The organism is Paracoccus denitrificans, from assembly GCF_900100045.1.
GTDB lineage: Bacteria > Pseudomonadota > Alphaproteobacteria > Rhodobacterales > Rhodobacteraceae > Paracoccus > Paracoccus denitrificans.
This window is the reverse complement of record NZ_FNEA01000014.1, coordinates 71,220-88,926: the sequence shown is the minus strand read 5'-3', so window position 1 is coordinate 88,926 and position 17,707 is coordinate 71,220. Positions and strand designations below refer to the sequence as shown.

The following is a 17,707-nucleotide window of genomic DNA, read 5'->3' as shown; positions in this document are numbered from 1 at the left end:
GCTCAGTCTTCCGACTTGTTGAGGACCACGCCCATCACCGGCGGCATGCCGACCAGCAACCGCTCGCATTCCGCCATGTCGGCGGCGGTGCCGCGGCGTCCGTCGGCGACTAGCAGCAGCGCGTCGGCCAGCGGCAGGGCCGCCAGCGCCGCATCCTCGCCCAGAAGCGCGGCGGTGTCGATGACGGCGATCTCGGTGGGGTGACTGTCGTGCAGCCGCAGCATGGCCCGGGCCAATACCTCGTCCTGCAAAAGCTCGGCCGCGCCGGGCTCGGCCCGCTCCGGGGCCAGCACCGACAGGTTCGGCGCCTCGTCCACCCGCGAGACGAGCGGGTCCAGATCGCCGCCCTCGCGCAGCGCGGCCGAAACCGAGGCGCAGCCCGGAATGCCAAGCTGGCTGGCCACGCTGGGACCGCCCAGGTCGAGGTCGATCAGCGCCACCTGCGTATGCGGCTGGCGTGCCAGCGCCAGCGCCAGGTTCACCGCGACAAAAGTGCCGCCGGCGCCCGGCGTCACCGGAACCACGGCCAACCTGCTCCAGCCGCGGCTGCGCATCTCGCGCAGGATGCGGGTGCGCAGCAGCGAAAAACGCTGGGCGCTGACCTTGGCATGTTTCGCATCCGAGGCGGCCAGCGCCGCCTCGCGCCGAATGAACTTGCTCGATACGCGACCGCGCGTCGCATCGGGCGCAGCCGATCCTGCCGGCGTCCTGTCCGGGTCGTTCCCTTTCGCGGGCGTCAAACCTGTGGCCCCTCTGCCTCTGGTGAAATGGCGCCGCCCCAGGGGCGGCGGCCTGCCGATGACTTTCCCGGCAGCGTCATGGTAGCGTCCTCGCCATGAACGCGACAACCGAAAACACGCCCGATTCCGACGATGCGCCGCATTTCCCCGTGTCGCGTGGCCGATTCCCCATAGCCGGCCGGGCAGTCACCCTGGCGGGCGCCTCAACCTGTGATTGCCGCGCCGTGCGATTCGGCCGCGGCCGGTCCGAAAGCCCGGTGGCCGCCCGATGACGCCCTGCACCATCATCCTGCCGGCCCATGACGAGGCCGGCTATATCGAAGCCTGCCTCGACAGCGTCCTGGCCCAGGATCACCAGGGGCCGGTCGAGTTGATCCTGGTCGCCAACGGCTGCACCGACGACACCGCCGCACGCGCCCGCACCCATGCGCCCGCTTTTGCCGCGCGGGGCTGGCATCTGCGGGTCGAGGAACTGGCGCAGGGCGGCAAGATCGGCGCGCTGAACCATGGCGATTCCTGCGCCGGCCCGGGCGCGCGGCTGTATCTGGACGCCGACATCCGCATGACGCCGCGGCTTTTGTCGGGGATCATGCGCGTGCTGGACGTGCCGCAGCCGCGCTATGCCGGCGGGCGGCTGGTCGTCGCCCCGGCCCGCAGCGCCCTGTCGCGCGCCTATGCCCGGTTCTGGCAAAAGCTGCCCTTCGTGGCCCAAGGCGTCACAGGCGCCGGGCTGTTTGCGGTCAACGAGGCCGGGCGCGCACGCTGGGGGGCATTCCCGCCGGTCATCTCGGACGACACCTTCGTCCGGCTGCAATTCACGGAAACCGAGCGTTTCCTGGTCGACGAGCCCTATGAGTGGCCCCTGGTCGAGGGCTTCTCGCCGCTGGTGCGGGTGCGCCGGCGCCAGGATCAGGGCGTGGCCGAGATCGCCCGGCTGTTCCCGGAACTGCCCCCGCGCCAGGGCCATGTCCGCCCCGGCAAGACAGAGCTCGTGCGGCTTGCCGCCGCCGATCCGCTGGGCTTTGCCGCCTATGCCGCCGTCGCGCTGGCCGTGCGGCTGGGGCGCAACCGGCAAGGCTGGGCGCGCGGGCGCTAGCTGCCGCCGAACTCTTGCGCCACCTGCCAGGCAAGCTCCTGAAGCGCGGCCGCCTGGTCCTTCGGCACCGCGGGATAGGGGCCGCCGTCGCCGGGGATCTGGTTGGTCAGCCCGACAGGGCTTTTCCCGGTCAGCGTCGCGTAGTGGATCATGGCGATATAATAGTGTCCCCTCGCCTCGGACGGATGAATGTCGTCATCGAAGAAGTCGCGGATCGAGCGGGCGCCAGGAATGTCGCCGGCTTCGATGGCGTCGTGCAGCCGCACCATTCCCAGCCCGGCCGGGACCAGCCGCATCGGCTCGGCCCCCTGGGGCAGATCGCGGTTCACATGGTCGACGATCGACCGCCACAACGGCAGGTCCGCGACGATCCGGTCGCGCCAGGGCTTGGTCGGACCCGGTTCGATATAGTCCCAGGTCTGGTAGAGATAGGGCTTCACATCCGGGTTGGACTGCCGTGCCAGATCGACCCATTTCGTGGCGTAGCCGAGGCTGTCGTGATACTCCAGCGCCGGTGCCAGCGGCACGCGTTCGGTGATGACCAGCGCCTCCACGGCGTGACCCGGCAGCCATTCGCGCCCGTTCACCCCCTGGGCGTGACCGGCCTCCTTCCACTGCACCTCCAGCGGGGCGCCGTTGAGGATCTGCATCTCGACCGGCTCTTCCAGCAGGTGCTTCATCATGCCGGGAAGCGTCGGGCTGACGAGACTGTGCCCGATATAGAAAGCCGAGACGCTTTCAATTAAAAATTGCATGACCCCGGTCATATGAACAACCCTCGATTGCGAATTGGCTTTCGCAAGCATGGCATTCCCGCATTGCGGAATCCACTCAATTCAACCGGCAGTTGCCAATATAAATTCCAGACAACCGAATTGACGGCAGTTATGACGGGAAAACGAATTTTGCCCAATATGACCGCCTTGTTCCCGCCACGGCCTTCCCTTGGGGAAACGATTGTAAACTATTGTTTTTAAAAGAACCTATACTTTTGGTCAGTGTGAGAATTCGTTCTAGTTTTATTCAAATGCAAAGCTATACTGCCCTAGTAGTGATGAGGGCAGGTTTTCAAATGCGGCACACCACGGATTTCGATATAGAGACGTTCGACTCGGTGCTGCAATCAGCCCCCCATGAAAACACCATCAAGCCTGCCGGAGTCCGGTCCCTCTACGCCCGCTTCGGCAAGCGGCCGCTGGATGTGACCGCCGTGCTGCTGGCGGCGCCGATCGTGCTGACCGTGGTGCTGGTCCTTGCGCTCGTCATCTGGTGGCATGGAGAGAAGCCCTTCTACACCCAGTTGCGGGTCGGCCGTTCCGGCCGCAGCTTCCGGCTGTGGAAGCTGCGCACCATGGTCGAGGATGCCGACAAGCGGCTGGCGGAATACCTGGCCGCCAACCCCGAGGCCAAGGCGGAATGGGACCTGACGCAGAAGCTGAAGAGCGATCCGCGGATCACCGCGACCGGCCGCTTCCTGCGCAAGACCTCGCTGGACGAACTTCCGCAGCTGTGGAACGTGCTGCGCGGCGACATGAGCATCGTCGGCCCGCGGCCGATGATGATCGAGCAGGCGCCGCTTTACCCGGGGGCCGATTATTATCACCTGCGGCCGGGAGTGACCGGCCTGTGGCAGATCTCGGATCGCAACGACAGCACCTTCGCGGCTCGCGCCACCTTCGACGCCCGCTATGCTGCCGACCTGAGCCTCAGGGGCGATGTCGGGATCATCGCCAGGACCGTGGGCGTGGTGCTGCGCTGCACCGGCTACTGAGCGGTGCGGCCTGGCCGCATCTCATGCCGCTCGACACACCTGAAGCGCCGCCAGGCGACGAAAAGCGTGGCAGCCGTGCCGCTGACGACATAGACCAGCAGCGCAACCCAGAACGACAGATCGAAGGCGGCAAGCCCGATCAGCACGCTGGCCAACGCGACTGCGACACCAATGGTCAGGATGCCAGTCAGAGGCTTTCTCCACAAATGCACATGTGCTCAGATCAATAGTGCCAAAGAAACCCGGAATCGCTAGACAAACTTTAGTCCTTCCTGTGGGCATACTGCATATTCGCCCATTGTTGGGCAAAAATAAGCGCCAACCAGCCGAAATGACCGGGCAATATAGCGGTGCGCCAGCTTTTCTTCCTGGATAGGGGATACCCTCCTTGCGAATCGGTTATTTGATCAATACTTACCCCCGCCCCTCGCACAGCTTCATCCGGCGCGAGATCGCCGCGCTCGAGGGCGAGGGTTTCGAAATCCACCGATTCGCCATGCGCGGGGACAAGGGCGCGCTGACCGATCCCGCGGACCTGGCCGAACATGCCCGGACCGAGCGGGTGCTTGAAGCTGGGGCCAGGCGGCTTCTGGCGGATCTTTACCGGCAGGCGCTTGCAAAACCTGCGCAATTCGCGGCAGCCCTGCGGCTGGCCCGCCGCCGGGCCCGGGCCGGGGAATCCAGCCTTGCCCGGCAGTTGATCTATCTGGCCGAGGGCGCGCGCATCGCCGGCCGTGCGCAGGCGCTGGGGCTGGCGCATATCCACGCGCATTTCGGCACGAATTCGGCCAGGGTCGCCGCCTATTCGCGCCTGCTGGGCGGTCCGCGCTTCAGCTTCACGGTTCACGGACCAGAGGAATTCGACAATACCCTGGCGCTGGACCTGGGCGGAAAACTGGCGCTGGCCGAATTCTGCGTCGCCGTCAGCAGCTATGGCCGCTCGCAGATCGGTCGCTGGGCCGAGGCCGGGGATTGGGAAAAGATCCGGGTCGTGCATTGCGGGCTGGACCTGAACCGCTGGGCCGAGCCGTCCCCCCTGCCGCAGGATCCGTTCCACATGGTCGCCGTCGGCCGTTTCGCCGAGCAGAAGGGCTTCGGCCTCTTGATCCGCGCCTTTGCCCTGGCATGGCGCCGCGACCCCCGGCTGCGCCTGTCGCTGGTCGGCGACGGAGAACTGCGCCCGCAGATCGAGGCGCTGATCGCGGCCGAGGGCATGGCCGGGGCCGTCCACCTGCTCGGCTGGCAGGACGAGGCCGGCGTCCGCGCCGCTATGGACGCAGCCCATGCGCTGGTCACCCCCAGCTTTGCCGAGGGCCTGCCGGTGGTCATCATGGAAGCCATGGCCTGCGCCCGTCCGGTGATCGCCACCTATATCGCCGGCATCCCCGAACTGGTCCACCCCGGGCAAGAGGGCTGGCTGGTCCCCGCCGGCGATGCCGGGGCGCTGGCCGAGACCATGCTGCAAGCCTCCGAAACCGACCACGAGACGCTGGAGCGCATGGGCGCCTCGGCCCGCGCCCGCGTGGCGGAACGCCACGACATCCGCGAATCCGCCCGGCGGCTGGCCGCGCTGTTCAGCCGCTCCACAGGCTGAGCGCCAGCCAATAGCCTGCCGCCTGCCCCCAGCGCCCGCCGATCAGCCGGTCGCCCATGCAGGCGCGAAAGCGCCGGGGGCCGATCACCGCCGGCACTGCGCGGAAATCCAGCATCCGCCCGGTCAGCGGATATTGCGCCTTGAACATCGCTTCCTTGGCGCAAAAGGCCAGCAAGGCATCCTTGGGGCCACGCAGGCGGAAGGGCATGATGGTCTCGGCCAGACCTTCGGGAACGGCACGGTCGCAGGGCTCCAGATCGATTCCGACGCTTGCGCCCCCCGGCGGGGCGGCGATGGCGATGCAATAATCGCCACCATGCGACAGGCTGGCGCGGATGCCCGGCGGCAGGTCGGGCTGGCGGTCGGCCCGTGCCGCAATGGGGCGCGTCGCCGGCAGGTCATGCCCGGCCTGACGGATCGCCGCCCGCAAGGCCATGCGACCCAAGGCGAATTCGCGCCGCCGTTTCGGGACGGCGCGGGCGACGGCTCCGGCCTCCTCGGGCAAAAGCGGCGCGGGTTCGGCCGCAAGCGGCAGCACCGCACAGCCGTAGCCCGCGGGCAGCAGGCGCCGCGCCAGCGCGTCCAGCGCCTTGGCGCCGCTCACCGCGCACCGCGCAACTGCGCCCGCAAGGCCCGGCGCCGGGCCATGGCATCGTCGGCCGCCAGAGCCGGCTCGGGCGCCATCGCCGGAGCGGCGGCCACCGGCGCAGCGACGGGCGCCGCCGGCGCGGTGCTGTTCGCCGGCGCCAGCGAGGCGACATGCTTCAGGAAGTCCGCCATGACCGGGAAGCGGAAGATATCCGTCACCCCCAGCCGCGGCAGTGCCAGCCGGTCGCGCATGGTCCGGTGCAGCTGGATCGCCAGCAGCGAATGCCCGCCCAGCGCAAAGAAATTGTCGCGCGGGCCGATCTGCTCCACGCCCAGCACCTCGGACCAGAGCGCCTGCACCGCCTGCGCCAGATCCTCGGTCGGAGCGGCATTTGCGGCAGCGGTGGCGGTCTCGACGGCCGCCGGAGCAGCCGCGGTCGGGACCAGGGCGACAGTCCCCGGCACCGGCAGGTGCTTGCGGTCGATCTTGCGGTTGGGGGTCAGCGGCATCTTTTCCAGCCGCACGATCCGCCCCGGCACCATATGCGCCGGCAGATGCGCGACCAGCGCCTCGCGCAGCGCCTTTTCGCACAGATCGCCAGCGCCGGTGACATAGGCCACCAGCCGCTTGTCGCCGGGCGTGTCCTCGCGCACCAGCGCCACCGCCTCGCGCACGCCGGGCAGGGCCGCCAGTTGCGCCTCGATCTCGCCCAGTTCGATGCGGAAACCGCGCAGCTTTACCTGGTGATCGGCCCGGCCGATATAGTCCAGCCCGCCATCCTCGCGCCAACGCACCAGATCGCCGGTGCGATACATGCGCGCGCCCCAAGGCGCGGCACGATCCGCGGGCACGAAGGGATCGGGCCGGAAGGCCGCCGCCGTCAGGTCATCGCGCCGCCAATAGCCCCGCGCAACGCCATGACCGCCGATCCAAAGCTCGCCCTGCGCGCCGGGGGGCACCGGCACGCCGTCGCCGTCCAGCACATAGACCTGGGTATTGGCGATCGGCCGGCCCAGCGTCACCTCTGCGCCATCGGACAGGTCGGCCACCGTGGACCAGATCGTCGTCTCGGTCGGGCCATACATGTTGAGCACCCGCGCGCGCGTCGCCGCCTTGATCTCGGAGAGCAGCGAGGGCGGCAGCGCCTCGCCGCCGACCATCACGCATTTCAGCCCCGCCATCGCCGCCGCGACCTGCGGGTCCGAGACCAGGATCCGCGCCATGCTGGGGGTGCATTGCAGATGCGTCACCTTCCAGCGCCGGATCTGTGCGGCGATCGAGAAATCGCCGTCCTCGGGTTCCGCGCCATGCGGGTTCACCTCGGCCCGCAGCCGCGCCAGCAGCGGGAAACCGGCCATGACCTGCTCGGGTGCGATGCCATAGTCGATCAGGCAGGCGATCTCGCCCACGCCGATGGCCTTCAGTTGCTCGACCCGGGCGATGCCATCCTCGATGGAGCCGAAAAGGCCGGAATCCTCGAAATAGCGCAGGAAGGCGAATTCCAGGATGCCATCCAGCTCCTCTTCGGACAGCGAACCCAGGTCGATGGCCATCGGGTTGGTCATGCCCGCCGGACGGCGAAAGGCCGGAAAGTCCCAGGCATATTGCTTGACCAGCGCCGCGGCGCTTTTCAGGTAGTTCTTCATCGGCTCGCGAGCGATCTCGCGCGCCGTCTCGCGATCATCGGCCAGGCAGGTGTGCAGCATCAGCGTGACGGTAAAGCGCGCCGGATCATGGCCGGCCTCGCGCAGCGCCGCGTGATAGTCCTTGATGCGGCTTTCCACCGTATCGATGCTCTGCCCCAGCAGGTGGGTCAGCACGTTCATGCCCAGCCGCCCGGCCTCGACCCAGGTCTCGGGGTTGCCGGCGACGGTCATCCACAGCGGCAGTTCCCTTTGCACCGGACGCGGCTGCGTCACCACGCCGAACAGGCTGCCGTCCTTGCGCGGGAACTCCACCGCCTCGCCGCGCCACAGCCGGCGCAACTGGTCCACGCCCTCGGCCAGCGCCGCCTTGTTGTTCGGCGGCGCGTTCTCGGGGCGCAGCACGAAATCGTCCGGCTGCCAGCCCGAGGCGATGGCCAGCCCCGCCCGCCCCGAGGTCAGGTTGTCGATCACCGCCCATTCCTCGGCCACGCGGGCCGGGTGATGCAATGGCAGCACGCAACTGCCGGCGCGGACGGCGACGTTTTTCGTGACCGCCGCAACCGCCGCGCCCGAAACCGCCGGGTTCGGATAGGGTCCGCCGAAAGCGTGGAAATGCCGTTCCGGCGTATAGACCGCGACAAAGCCGTTCTGGTCGGCGAAACGCGCGCCCTCCAGCAGAAGCTGGTATTTCTTCGGGCCGGGACCGTCGTCGTTGCCCCAGTAGAACAGGCTGAAATCCATGCCGCCCGAAACCTCGCGGCGCGGCTGGGCCGGCGCCGAGGACACCGCCAGCCGCGATTCCTCGCCCGCGATCACCAACCGCAATCCGCGCGCCAGCGACCAGAAGATCTCGAGCACTGAAATATCGAACGAAAGGCTCGTCACCGCCAGCCAGGCATCGCCCTGCTGATGCGGGATCACCGCATCCATGCCGGCAAAGAAGTTCGCCACGTTGCGATGCTCGACCATCACCCCCTTGGGCCGCCCGGTCGAGCCCGAGGTATAGATCAGATAGGCCAGATTCTGCGGCCCGACCGCACTGACCGGCGCCGCCACCATGCCATGCGGCAGGTCGGTCGGGATGGTCACCACCTGCGCGCCATGCGCAGGCAGCCGGTCGGCAAGGCCGTCCTGCACCAGCACCACCCCGGCGCCGCTGTCCTCGATATAAAGCTCGATGCGGTCGGCGGGGTAGTCCGGGTCCAGCGGCACATAGGCACCGCCGGCCTTCCAGATCGCCAGCGCCCCGATCACCAGTTCAGGCGAACGACGGGCAAACAGCCCGACCGGCTGGTCCGGGCCGACGCCCATCTGCACCAGCTTCGCCGCCAGCGCATTCGCCGCGCGGTCAAGCTGGCCGCGGGTCAGCGTGCGATCCTCGAAGGCCAGCGCCACGGCATCCGGGTCGGCCCCGGCCATCTCGGCGATCAATTCGTGGATGCAGGCCAGCCGCACGTCCACCTGCGTGGCGTTGCGGGCGACCAGCAACTCCTCGCGCTCGCCCGCGTCCATCAGGGGGATGTCGCGCAGCGCCGTGGCGCCGGGCAGCGCCAGGCCCCCGTCCAGCGCGCGGGCCAGCCGCTGCGTCTGCGCGGACGTGACCCGAGCCGGATCATGGTCCAGCCAGGCACCGTTTTCGGACAGGGTCACGGTCAGCGCCGCGCCCTTGACCGGGCCGCGGGCATCAAGACTGATCGCCAGATCCGGCACCGCCATGTCGCGCAGTTCGGGCGCGCGATGCAGCAGGTCGGCCATGAAAAAGCCGCGCTTCGCCTGATCGGCGATCTGCCCGGCCAGCGCCTGCCCCAGATCGGCCAGGGTCCGGTCGCCCGCCGCCTCGACAGCCAGCGGCTGCCAATCGGCGACGATCCCCGCCGCCTCGGGCCGGCCCTGGGGTCGCAGCGCCAGATCGAACCCGGCCTGCCCCGCCAGCCGCGCCAGCAGCGCGGCCGCCAGCGCGATCCGCTCGGGCGCGGCGCCGGGCATCAGTTGCACGCGCCGGATCGAACCCGAATCCTCGCCCGGCAGCACCGCCGGGTTCATCCGCGCCAGCCGCGCGCGCCAGAAACCGTCATGCTTCGCCGCCTGCTCGCCCAAGGCGGTCAGATGCGCATGTTCCTCGGTGGAAAGCGCCGGAACCACCACGCCGACCGGCGGCAGCGCGCCGGCGAATTGCAGCCTGACCGCCCCATCCGCCGCCGCGATCAGCGCCGAGGCACCGTCATGGGACAGCACCGTGCCGGGCGGGGCGCTGGCGGGCTCGACCCCCTCGAAGCCCGTGACCAGCAGCACGCTATCGGCCAGCTTCACCTTGGGCATGGCCAGCGGGTTCCAGTAGCCGCCATGGTCGAGACCGCGCACCAGCGCGCCGATCCGCGCGGCGGGCTGCGTAAAATCCAGCACCGCCGCGGCTTCGGGGCGCTTGTCGCGGCCGACATAACTGCGAAGCGACAGGTCCTGCCTGACCCGCTGCGGCCCGGCGCCCTCAAGCTGCGCCACCACATCGGCAAAGCTTTCGGCGCCGCGGGCAAAGCAGCGCGCGTTCAGGGTCAGCGCGGTATCGTCGGGGCGGATCTCGAACAGGCGCTGGGTCAGGATGTCACCCTCGTCCACCCCGCCCTCGATCATGTGCCAGGTGATGCCGTGCTGCGGCTCGTCGCCGATGATCGCCCAGACCGGGGCGTTCAGCCCCGCCAGTTTCGGCAAAGGCCCGTCATGGAAATTGATCGCGCCAAGCCGGCCGCGCGCCAGCATCTCGGGGCGCAGGATCGACAGGTTGGCGACGCTGAAGAGCCAGTCGGCAGACAGAGCATCCGGGGCCATGGGCGCGTCCTGATCCTCGACCGCCAGCCCCGCGCCCTGCGCCCAGTCGCGCAGGTCGGGATTGCGCGTCACCACGGCGGCGATGCGATGCCCGCGCGCCAGCAGCGTCTCGGCCGCATGGCGCAGCAGGGATTCGTTACCCACCAGAATCGCGGAAAATTGCGTCATGGCTTACCCTTTTCAACATGAACGGGCTTTGGTTGCGAACGAAAGGCGTGGCGCATCAGCTGTGCCAGATGGCCCGGCGGCCCGTCCGGCTTGCGCCCCGACAACAGGCAGCGCAGGCTGAACACCCCCACGCCCCCCAGATGTGCGACCGTGGCCCAAAGCGCACCCAGCCGCCCATGATGTTTCTCGAAATAGCGCCGGCGCGAATCGTACCAGTAATCCGGCGCGCGCTTCCATTCCTTCATGCCGGTGCTGACCGAACCGATATGCAGCACCAGGCTTTCGACGACGTAATGGGTCTGCCAGCCCGCCTGCGCCGCACGGCGGCACAGGTCGGTCTCTTCGTAGTAAAGAAAGAACCCCTCGTCGAAGAGGCCGATGCGGTCCAGCACCTCCATGCGGATCATCATCGAGGCCCCCGCCGACCAGTCGACGCGACCCGATGCCTCGGGCTGCGGCAGCGCCACGATCCTGCGCCGCAGCAGGCGCGAGATGGGGCCGGTGCGGCTGGTCGCCTCGAACTCGCTCAGCGCGCTGGGAAAGCGAAAGGCGGTGCTGTGCGGCACGTCGTCGGTGCCGCGCAGGCGCGAGCAGGCGATCCCGGCCTGCGGATGCGCGCCCAGGTAATCGACCAGCGCCCGGATCGCGCCGGGCTGCGGAATCGCGTCCGAATTCAGCAGATAGACCAGATCGGCGCGGCGCCCGTCCGGCAGGCCCCGGCGGATGCCGTGGTTGTTGCCGGCGCCAAAGCCGCCGTTCCAGCCCGATTGCACCACCGCGACGCGATCCGAAGGCCAGCCGCGCGCCTGCGCCCCGGCCTGCATCGCCTCATAGCTGCCGTCGCCGGAATCGTTGTCCACGATGGTCAGCCCGCCATCGATTCCCCGCATTTCGCGCAATGCGGCCTCGGCGGCCTGCAAGGACATCCCTGGCGTGCGCCAGTTGAGCACGACGACATGGACGCTGGGCGGGGTTGCACGGGGTTCCATGGTCACTCCGCCGCCTTGATCCCGGCCGGGGCGTCCGCATCGGCATCGCGCAGGATCTCGCGCAGGACCGAGGCAAGGCGGCGCACGTTCGGCTCCAGCACCATCGAATCGTGGTCGCCCGGCACCTCGATCACCCGCAGGTCGGGCATCCAGGGCGTCCAGCCGTTATCCTCGACGACATAATCGCGCCCCGAATTGATCCAGCGCCCGCCCGTCACCTTCCAGCGCTTGTCCAGCGGCGGCCGGAACATCGCCACCGGCCCGTCCCAGACCGACAGCCGCATCTTGGGCAGCGCCGCGAGGAAGGCCGCCTCGATGGCCAGGTCGTGGAAGGCGCCGGTCGCCTGCGCGCCGACCTCGGCCTCGACCGCCTTGGCCTTGCTGCGGCGCCGGAACTCATAGGCCACGCGGTCGCGCAGCCATTTCCAGACGAAGCCCGGCCCGCCTTCGCGCAGCTCGCCCAGGCGGATCATCAGCCGGTCCTTGCGGCCGACCGGCTCGCGCAGCGGCAAGGGCGTGTCCAGCATGACCAGCATCGCCACCTCCTCGCCCGCCGCGCGCAACTGCCGCGCCATCTCATAGGCCGTCAGCCCGCCGCCCGAGAAACCGCCGATCAGATAGGGACCCTCGGGCTGCACCTGGCGCAGTTCCTCGATATAGTCGCGGGCGGCCTCGGCGAGATCCTCATGCGGCTTGTCGTCGCCCAGAAGGCCGCGCGCCTGGATGCCCCAGAAGCGGCGATCCGGCCCCAGCCGCTGCGCCAGCTGGCGCAGGTTCATGATATTGCCGAACATGCCGGCGACCATGAAGAAGGGCGTGCCATCGCCCCGCCCGCCCATATCGACGAGGAAGCGGAAGCGAGGCCGGGCCGAGACCGGCAATTCGCGCACATTGTCGGGCGAGACCAGTTCGCGCGGGCCGGTGCGTTCCTCGACCAATGCGGCCAGTTCGGCGATGGTCGGCGCCTCGAAAAGCGTCGAGATCGGCAGGTCCACGCCGAATTTCTTGCGCAACTGGCCGAACATGCGCACCGCGATCAGCGAATGGCCGCCAAGGTCGAAGAAGCTGTCGGCGGCGCCGACCTGGGCGATGCCCAGGAGTTCGGACCAGATCGCCGCCAGTTCGGCCTGGATGCCCGGCGCCGGCGCGACGAAATCGCTGTCGAGGTCGGGGCGCTCGAAGCCGCCCTCGGCGGGCGCGGCATCCTCGGTCACGCCGGCCTCGGCGATCAGCGCGGGCAGCGCCAGAGACGAGACATAAACCTGCGAAAGCCCGGTCGAGATCGCCCGGCTCAGCATCGCCGGGCCGATGGCGGCGGGGATGCCCTGGCTGATGTTGTGATGCAGGCGACGCTCGGCCGGGGACAGGCTGCGCGGCGGCTGGCTGCGCGCGGGCGTGGCGGAAATCGCCGCCGCCAGCTTGCGCAGCGCAAAGCCCTTGATTTCCGCGACAACCCCGCCGTCCGGCGCCGCCAGCGTGATGTCGAATTGCGCCATGCCCTGCGCGTCGGTGTTCTCCCCGGCATTGCGGATGCGGCTGGTGACCTGCGCCGGCAAGGGCGCGTAAAGCCGGATCGAGCCATAGCCCATCGGCACCCAGAGATGCTCGGGCGTCCAGCCCTTGATCAGCTGCATGGCCCAGCCGGTGGCAATGTCCAGAAGCGCCGGATGCGCCAGCCATTCCCCGGCTTCGGCGGCGAATTCGGGGTCGAGCGACAGCTCCGCCACGCCCTCGTCGCCGGTGATGCGGAAACGGCGCAGCACCTTCCAGCGCGGGCCGAAAGCCATCCGGCCTTCCTGCGCCGAGGGGATGGCCGCACCCTGCCCGTCCCGGTCCCAGCCGCCGGCGGGTTGCAGCGCCTCGGGCGCCGCCTCGGGCAATCCGGCGACCAGCGCCGAGACATTCGGCTCGCCCTGCGGATCGTCCAGGATCTCGATGCGCATCTCATCGCCCTCGGGCGAGACGCGGGTGCTGACCAGCGCGGTGTCCGAGACCAGAACCGGGCGGCGGAATTCCAGGTCGCGGATCGCCAGCGGCAGGCTCAGCCCGCATTCCAGCGCCGCCTCGGCGACCAGTTCGATCCAGCCGGTGCCGGGCATCAGCGCCTGGCCGGCGGCGGTCTTGTGGCCGCCGATGATCCAGTCCTGCATCTTCAGCGCGGTGCGGAACTCGCGTCCGCCCGGCATGGGCAGGCTTTCGTCCAGCAGCGGCCGACCCTGCGGCACCGCCACGGCCGAGGCGGTGTCGAGCCCCATGGCCCGCGCCGCCATGCCGGCATCGGCCCAGACGCCCCAGTTGACCGCGACCACCCGGCCCAGCGCCTGCGGCGCCGAGCGCGCCACGGCGTTCAGGTATTCGTTGGCGGCGACGTAATCCGCCTGCCCCGCCGGCGCGATCACCGAGGAGGTCGAGGAAAACAGCACCGTCAGCCCGACCGGATTCTCGTCCAGCGCGTGGGCCAGCGCGCGGGTGCCCAACAGCTTCGGCGCCAGCACGTCCCAGGCCTCGTCGTCGGTCTTGGCCGCGATCAGGCTGTCGCGGATCACGCCGGCCGCATGCAGCACCACGTCGAGACGGCCGAAGCGCGCCCGCGTCTCGGCCACGGCCCGGGCCATATCCTCGGGCGAGGTCACGTCGGCGCGGATCGCCAGCACCTCGGCCCCCAGCGATTCCAACTGTCGCACCGAGGCGGCGACGGCGGGCGAATCCACCCGGCCGCGCGTGGTCAGCGCCAGCTTCGCCCCGCCCCGCTGCGCCAGTTCGCGCGCGATGGCCTGGCCGATGCCGCCGAAACCGCCGGTGATCAGGCAGGCGGCGCCCTGCGGGATGGCGGCCATGCCGTCATCGGCCAGCGCGACGCGCTCAAGGCTTTGCTCAAAGCGGCGCCCGTCGCGCCATGCGGCGACGGCGGCGCCCGAGGGGGCCAGCGCCTCTTCCAGCAGGTTGGCGGCCAGCGCGTCCAGACCTTTCGCCGGCAGACGCACATCCACCAGCCGTGCGCGGACGTTCGGCATCTCATGCGGCATGACGCGGATCGGCCCGGTGGCGGTGGCCTTTTCGGGCACCGGCGCGGGCTCGTCCGCCACGCGCAGCGCGTCGTTGCAGACCGCGATCACTTCCAGCTTCGCATCCGGCAGTTCGGCGCCGATGGCCTGCGCCAGATGCAGCAGGCCGAAGAAACCGCGCTCCAACTGGCTGTTGAGCAGGCTGGAGCCGGGGCGGAAACGCGCGCCCTGCGTCACCGACCACAGATGCAGGATGCGATCCGGCGCCATCTCCTGCCCGACCAGCGCGGCCAGCAGCATCTCATAACCCTCGCGGTCGGATTCCACCGGCAGGGTGAAGCGGCCCTGGCCCTTATCGGCAAAGGTATCGCCCACCTCGACCACCGCGACACGCTGGCCGCGGGACCGCAGCGCATCGGTCACGCGCCCGGCAAGGCCCAGCTCGTCGGCAAAGACCAGCCAGTTCTGCACACCCTGCACCATGGGCCCCTGCGGCCCGATCTCGATGGCGGGCGAGGCGAGTTTCCATGCCGGGCGCCAGCCCCAATCCGCGGGCTCCTCGATCCGGGCCAGTTCCTCGGCGGCCTCGGTCGCGGCATGGGTGGCGCGCTCGATGAAATAGCGCTTGCGCTGGAATGCATAGCCGGGCAGCGACAGGCGCCGGCGCCGCGCGCCGCCCCAGACCTGATCCCAGTCGACCAGCCCGCCGCAGGCCCAGAACCGCGCCAGGGCAGCCATGAAATAGCTGTCGTCGCCGGTGGCGTGATCGCGGTGGCGCAGCGTGGAGATCACCTGGTTGGCGGCGACCGCCGGATGCGCCTTGGCCATGGCCTGCATGGCGCGGCCGGGGCCCACTTCCAGGAACACTCGCCCCGGCACCTGCGCCAGATGCGCGATGCCGTCGGCAAAGCGCACCGTGCCGCGCAGATGCGCGACCCAATAGTCGGGGCTGGTGGCCTCGGCCGCGGTCAGCACCTGGCCCGTGCGGTTCGAGACGATCGGGATCTGCGGCGCGTTCAGCGGGATCGAGGCGAGATAGGCGCGGAACTCGTCCAGGATCCCGTCGAGCAGCCGCGAATGCGCGGCAATGGAGATGGCGATGCGCTGGCATTCCACCTCGCGCGCCGCCATGCGTTCGGCAAAGCGGTCCAGCACCGCATCGGGACCCGAGACCACCGACAGGCCCGGCCCGTTCACCGCCGCAAGATCCAGCTCCAGCTCGGCCAGTTCGGCGGCGAATTCCTCGGGGGCCAGCGGCACCGACAGCATGCCGCCCGCCGGCACCCTGTCGAACAGCAGCCCGCGCAGGCGCACAAGGCCGATGCAATCCTCGAAGCTCATCACCCCCGCGATGCAGGCGGCGGTGTTCTCGCCCATGGAATGGCCGATCAGCGCGGCGGGCGTCACGCCCCAGCTGATCCACAGCTGCGCCAGCGCATATTCGGTGATCATCAGCAGCGGCAGTTGCAGCGAGGGCTGCAAGAGCCGCCGGTCCGCCTCGGCCTCGGCTCCCGGTTCGGGCAACCACAGCGCGCGCAGGTCGGTGCCATGCGCGGCCGCCATGTGGTCCAGGCCGCGGTCCATCCATTCGCGGAACACCGGCTCGGTCTGGTAAAGCCCGCGCGCCATGCCGGCATATTGCGCGCCACCGCCGGGCAGCATGAACACCGCCTCGGCCGGGTCGCCCGCCTGCTGGTGGTCAAAGACCAGCAGCGGATCGGGATCGGCCAGAAGCCGCGCCGCCTCGGCCGCCGTCTCGGCAACCAGCACGCGGCGGCGGTCGAACTGACGCCGGCCCTGCGTCAGGGTAAAGGACAAGTCGGCCATGTTCACGGCCGGGTTGGCCCGCAGCCAGCCCGCCAACGCCGCCGAATTGGCATCCAGCGCCGCCTTGCTGCGCCCCGAGACGGCGACGATGTGGAACGGCCAGTCGGATTCCCCCGACGCCTCGGCCAGCGGCGGTTCCTGCACGATCACATGCGCATTGGTGCCGCCGACGCCCAGCGAGTTCACCCCGGCCCGGCGCGGTCCCGGCACCGGCCAGTCCGAAAGCCGGTCGTTGACCTGGAACGGCCCGCCCTCGAAGTCGATGGCCGGGTTCGGCGCCTCATAGCCCAGGCTGGGCGGGATCTTTCCGTGATGCACCGCCAGCGCCGACTTGATCAGCCCGGCGCTGCCCGCCGCCGTGTCGAGATGGCCGATATTGGTCTTGACCGAGCCGATGCGGCACGGCCCCTGCCGCGTGCCGTCCGAGACCCGCGCATAGGCCTGGTTCAGCGCCGCCACCTCGATCGGGTCGCCCAGCGCCGTGCCGGTGCCGTGGCATTCGACATAGCCGATGCTGTCCGACGCAAGGCCCGCCATCGCCAGCGCCTCGGCCACGGCCTGCGCCTGGCCCTCGACGCTGGGCGCCAGATAGCCCGCCTTGGCCGCGCCGTCGTTGTTGATGGCCGATCCCTTGATGACCGCCCAGATATGGTCGCCGTCGGCCAGCGCGTCCCTGAGCCGCCGCAGCGTCACCACCGCCGCGCCGCTGCCGAAGACGGTGCCCTGCGCGCGATGGTCGAAGGCATGGCAATGGCCGTCGGGCGACAGGATCTCGTTCTCCTTGTAGAGATAGCCCAGCCCGTGCGGCAGCTCGATGGTCACGCCGCCGGCCAGCGCCATGTCGCATTCGCCCGATTGCAGCGACTGGCAGGCCATGTGGATGGCCACCAGCGAGCTTGAGCAAGCGGTCTGCACGCTGATACTGGGCCCCTTGAGGTCGAAGACATGGCTGACGCGGGTGGACAGGAAATCCTTGTCGTTGCCGGTATGGCGCAGCAGGAAATGGCCGACGCCATCGACCAGGTCGCGGTTCGAGCAGACGTTCCAGTAGTAATAGCTGCCCATGCCGCAGCCGGCCCAGACGCCGATATTGCCGGCGAAACGCTCGGGCGCGTGCGCGGCATCCTCAAGCGCGTGCCAGCAGGTTTCCAGGAACTTGCGGTGCTGCGGGTCCATGATCGCCGCTTCCTTGGGCGACAGCCCGAAGAACTCGGCGTCGAATTCGTCGAACTGCTCCAGCACCGCCGCCGAGGGGACGTAATTCGGGTCCGAAAGCCGTGCCCGGGACTCGCCTCTCGCGATCAGGTCGGCCTCGGGAATGCGCCGGATCGATTCGACCCCGCGGCACAGGTTGTCCCAGTATTCGGTGACCCCCGGGGCGCCCGGAATCTGGGCTGCCATGCCGATGATAGCGATATCACTGTCTTCAACGGCGCTTTGGTCCAAGGCCATGCGGTGC

The 17,707-nt window shown here is 69.3% G+C and carries 10 protein-coding genes; 3 read left to right on the top strand and 7 right to left on the bottom strand.

Annotated features, from left to right (window positions below; genetic code table 11):
* Positions 1-2: 2 nt before the first annotated feature.
* On the bottom strand, positions 3-740 hold the full coding sequence (locus BLT64_RS13915) for a P-loop NTPase family protein (RefSeq protein ID WP_011747185.1): 738 nt from the start codon (positions 738-740) through the stop codon (positions 3-5).
* A gap of 268 nt (positions 741-1,008) precedes the next feature.
* On the opposite strand from BLT64_RS13915, the gene BLT64_RS13910 reads away from it, so the two are divergent.
* Positions 1,009-1,836: a glycosyltransferase family 2 protein gene (locus tag BLT64_RS13910; protein ID WP_011747184.1), complete on the top strand. Its 828-nt coding sequence runs from the start codon at positions 1,009-1,011 to the stop codon at positions 1,834-1,836.
* Here BLT64_RS13910 and BLT64_RS13905 read toward each other — a convergent pair.
* On the bottom strand, positions 1,833-2,591 hold the full coding sequence (locus tag BLT64_RS13905; protein ID WP_232290488.1) for a hypothetical protein: 759 nt from the start codon (positions 2,589-2,591) through the stop codon (positions 1,833-1,835). The genes BLT64_RS13910 and BLT64_RS13905 overlap by 4 nt on opposite strands.
* Positions 2,592-2,908: 317 nt before the next feature.
* On the opposite strand from BLT64_RS13905, the gene BLT64_RS13900 reads away from it, so the two are divergent.
* Complete coding sequence (locus BLT64_RS13900; protein WP_011747182.1) at positions 2,909-3,607, top strand: sugar transferase; 699 nt, start codon at positions 2,909-2,911, stop codon at positions 3,605-3,607.
* On the opposite strand, the gene BLT64_RS13895 is transcribed toward BLT64_RS13900, so the two are convergent.
* Positions 3,601-3,762, bottom strand: a complete 162-nt coding sequence (locus BLT64_RS13895) for a hypothetical protein (protein WP_230998633.1) — start codon at positions 3,760-3,762, stop codon at positions 3,601-3,603. The genes BLT64_RS13900 and BLT64_RS13895 overlap by 7 nt on opposite strands.
* Positions 3,763-3,995: 233 nt before the next feature.
* On the opposite strand from BLT64_RS13895, the gene BLT64_RS13890 reads away from it, so the two are divergent.
* Positions 3,996-5,201, top strand: coding sequence for a glycosyltransferase (locus BLT64_RS13890; RefSeq protein WP_011747180.1), 1,206 nt, complete (start codon positions 3,996-3,998; stop codon positions 5,199-5,201).
* Here BLT64_RS13890 and BLT64_RS13885 read toward each other — a convergent pair.
* From BLT64_RS13885 to BLT64_RS13870, 4 genes are read right to left on the bottom strand one after another with little or no spacing between them, the layout of a single operon-like run.
* A complete protein-coding gene (locus BLT64_RS13885; protein ID WP_011747179.1) occupies positions 5,182-5,805 on the bottom strand; it encodes a 4'-phosphopantetheinyl transferase family protein in 624 nt (207 codons plus the stop codon). The two genes, BLT64_RS13890 and BLT64_RS13885, sit on opposite strands and share 20 nt — an antisense overlap.
* Positions 5,802-10,427, bottom strand: a complete 4,626-nt coding sequence (locus BLT64_RS13880; protein ID WP_011747178.1) for a MupA/Atu3671 family FMN-dependent luciferase-like monooxygenase — start codon at positions 10,425-10,427, stop codon at positions 5,802-5,804. Before BLT64_RS13880 ends, BLT64_RS13885 begins: the two co-directional genes overlap by 4 nt.
* On the bottom strand, positions 10,424-11,416 hold the full coding sequence (locus BLT64_RS13875) for a glycosyltransferase family 2 protein (protein ID WP_011747177.1): 993 nt from the start codon (positions 11,414-11,416) through the stop codon (positions 10,424-10,426). Before BLT64_RS13875 ends, BLT64_RS13880 begins: the two co-directional genes overlap by 4 nt.
* Positions 11,417-11,418: 2 nt before the next feature.
* Positions 11,419-17,700: a type I polyketide synthase gene (locus BLT64_RS13870; protein ID WP_011747176.1), complete on the bottom strand. Its 6,282-nt coding sequence runs from the start codon at positions 17,698-17,700 to the stop codon at positions 11,419-11,421.
* Positions 17,701-17,707 lie beyond the last annotated feature (7 nt).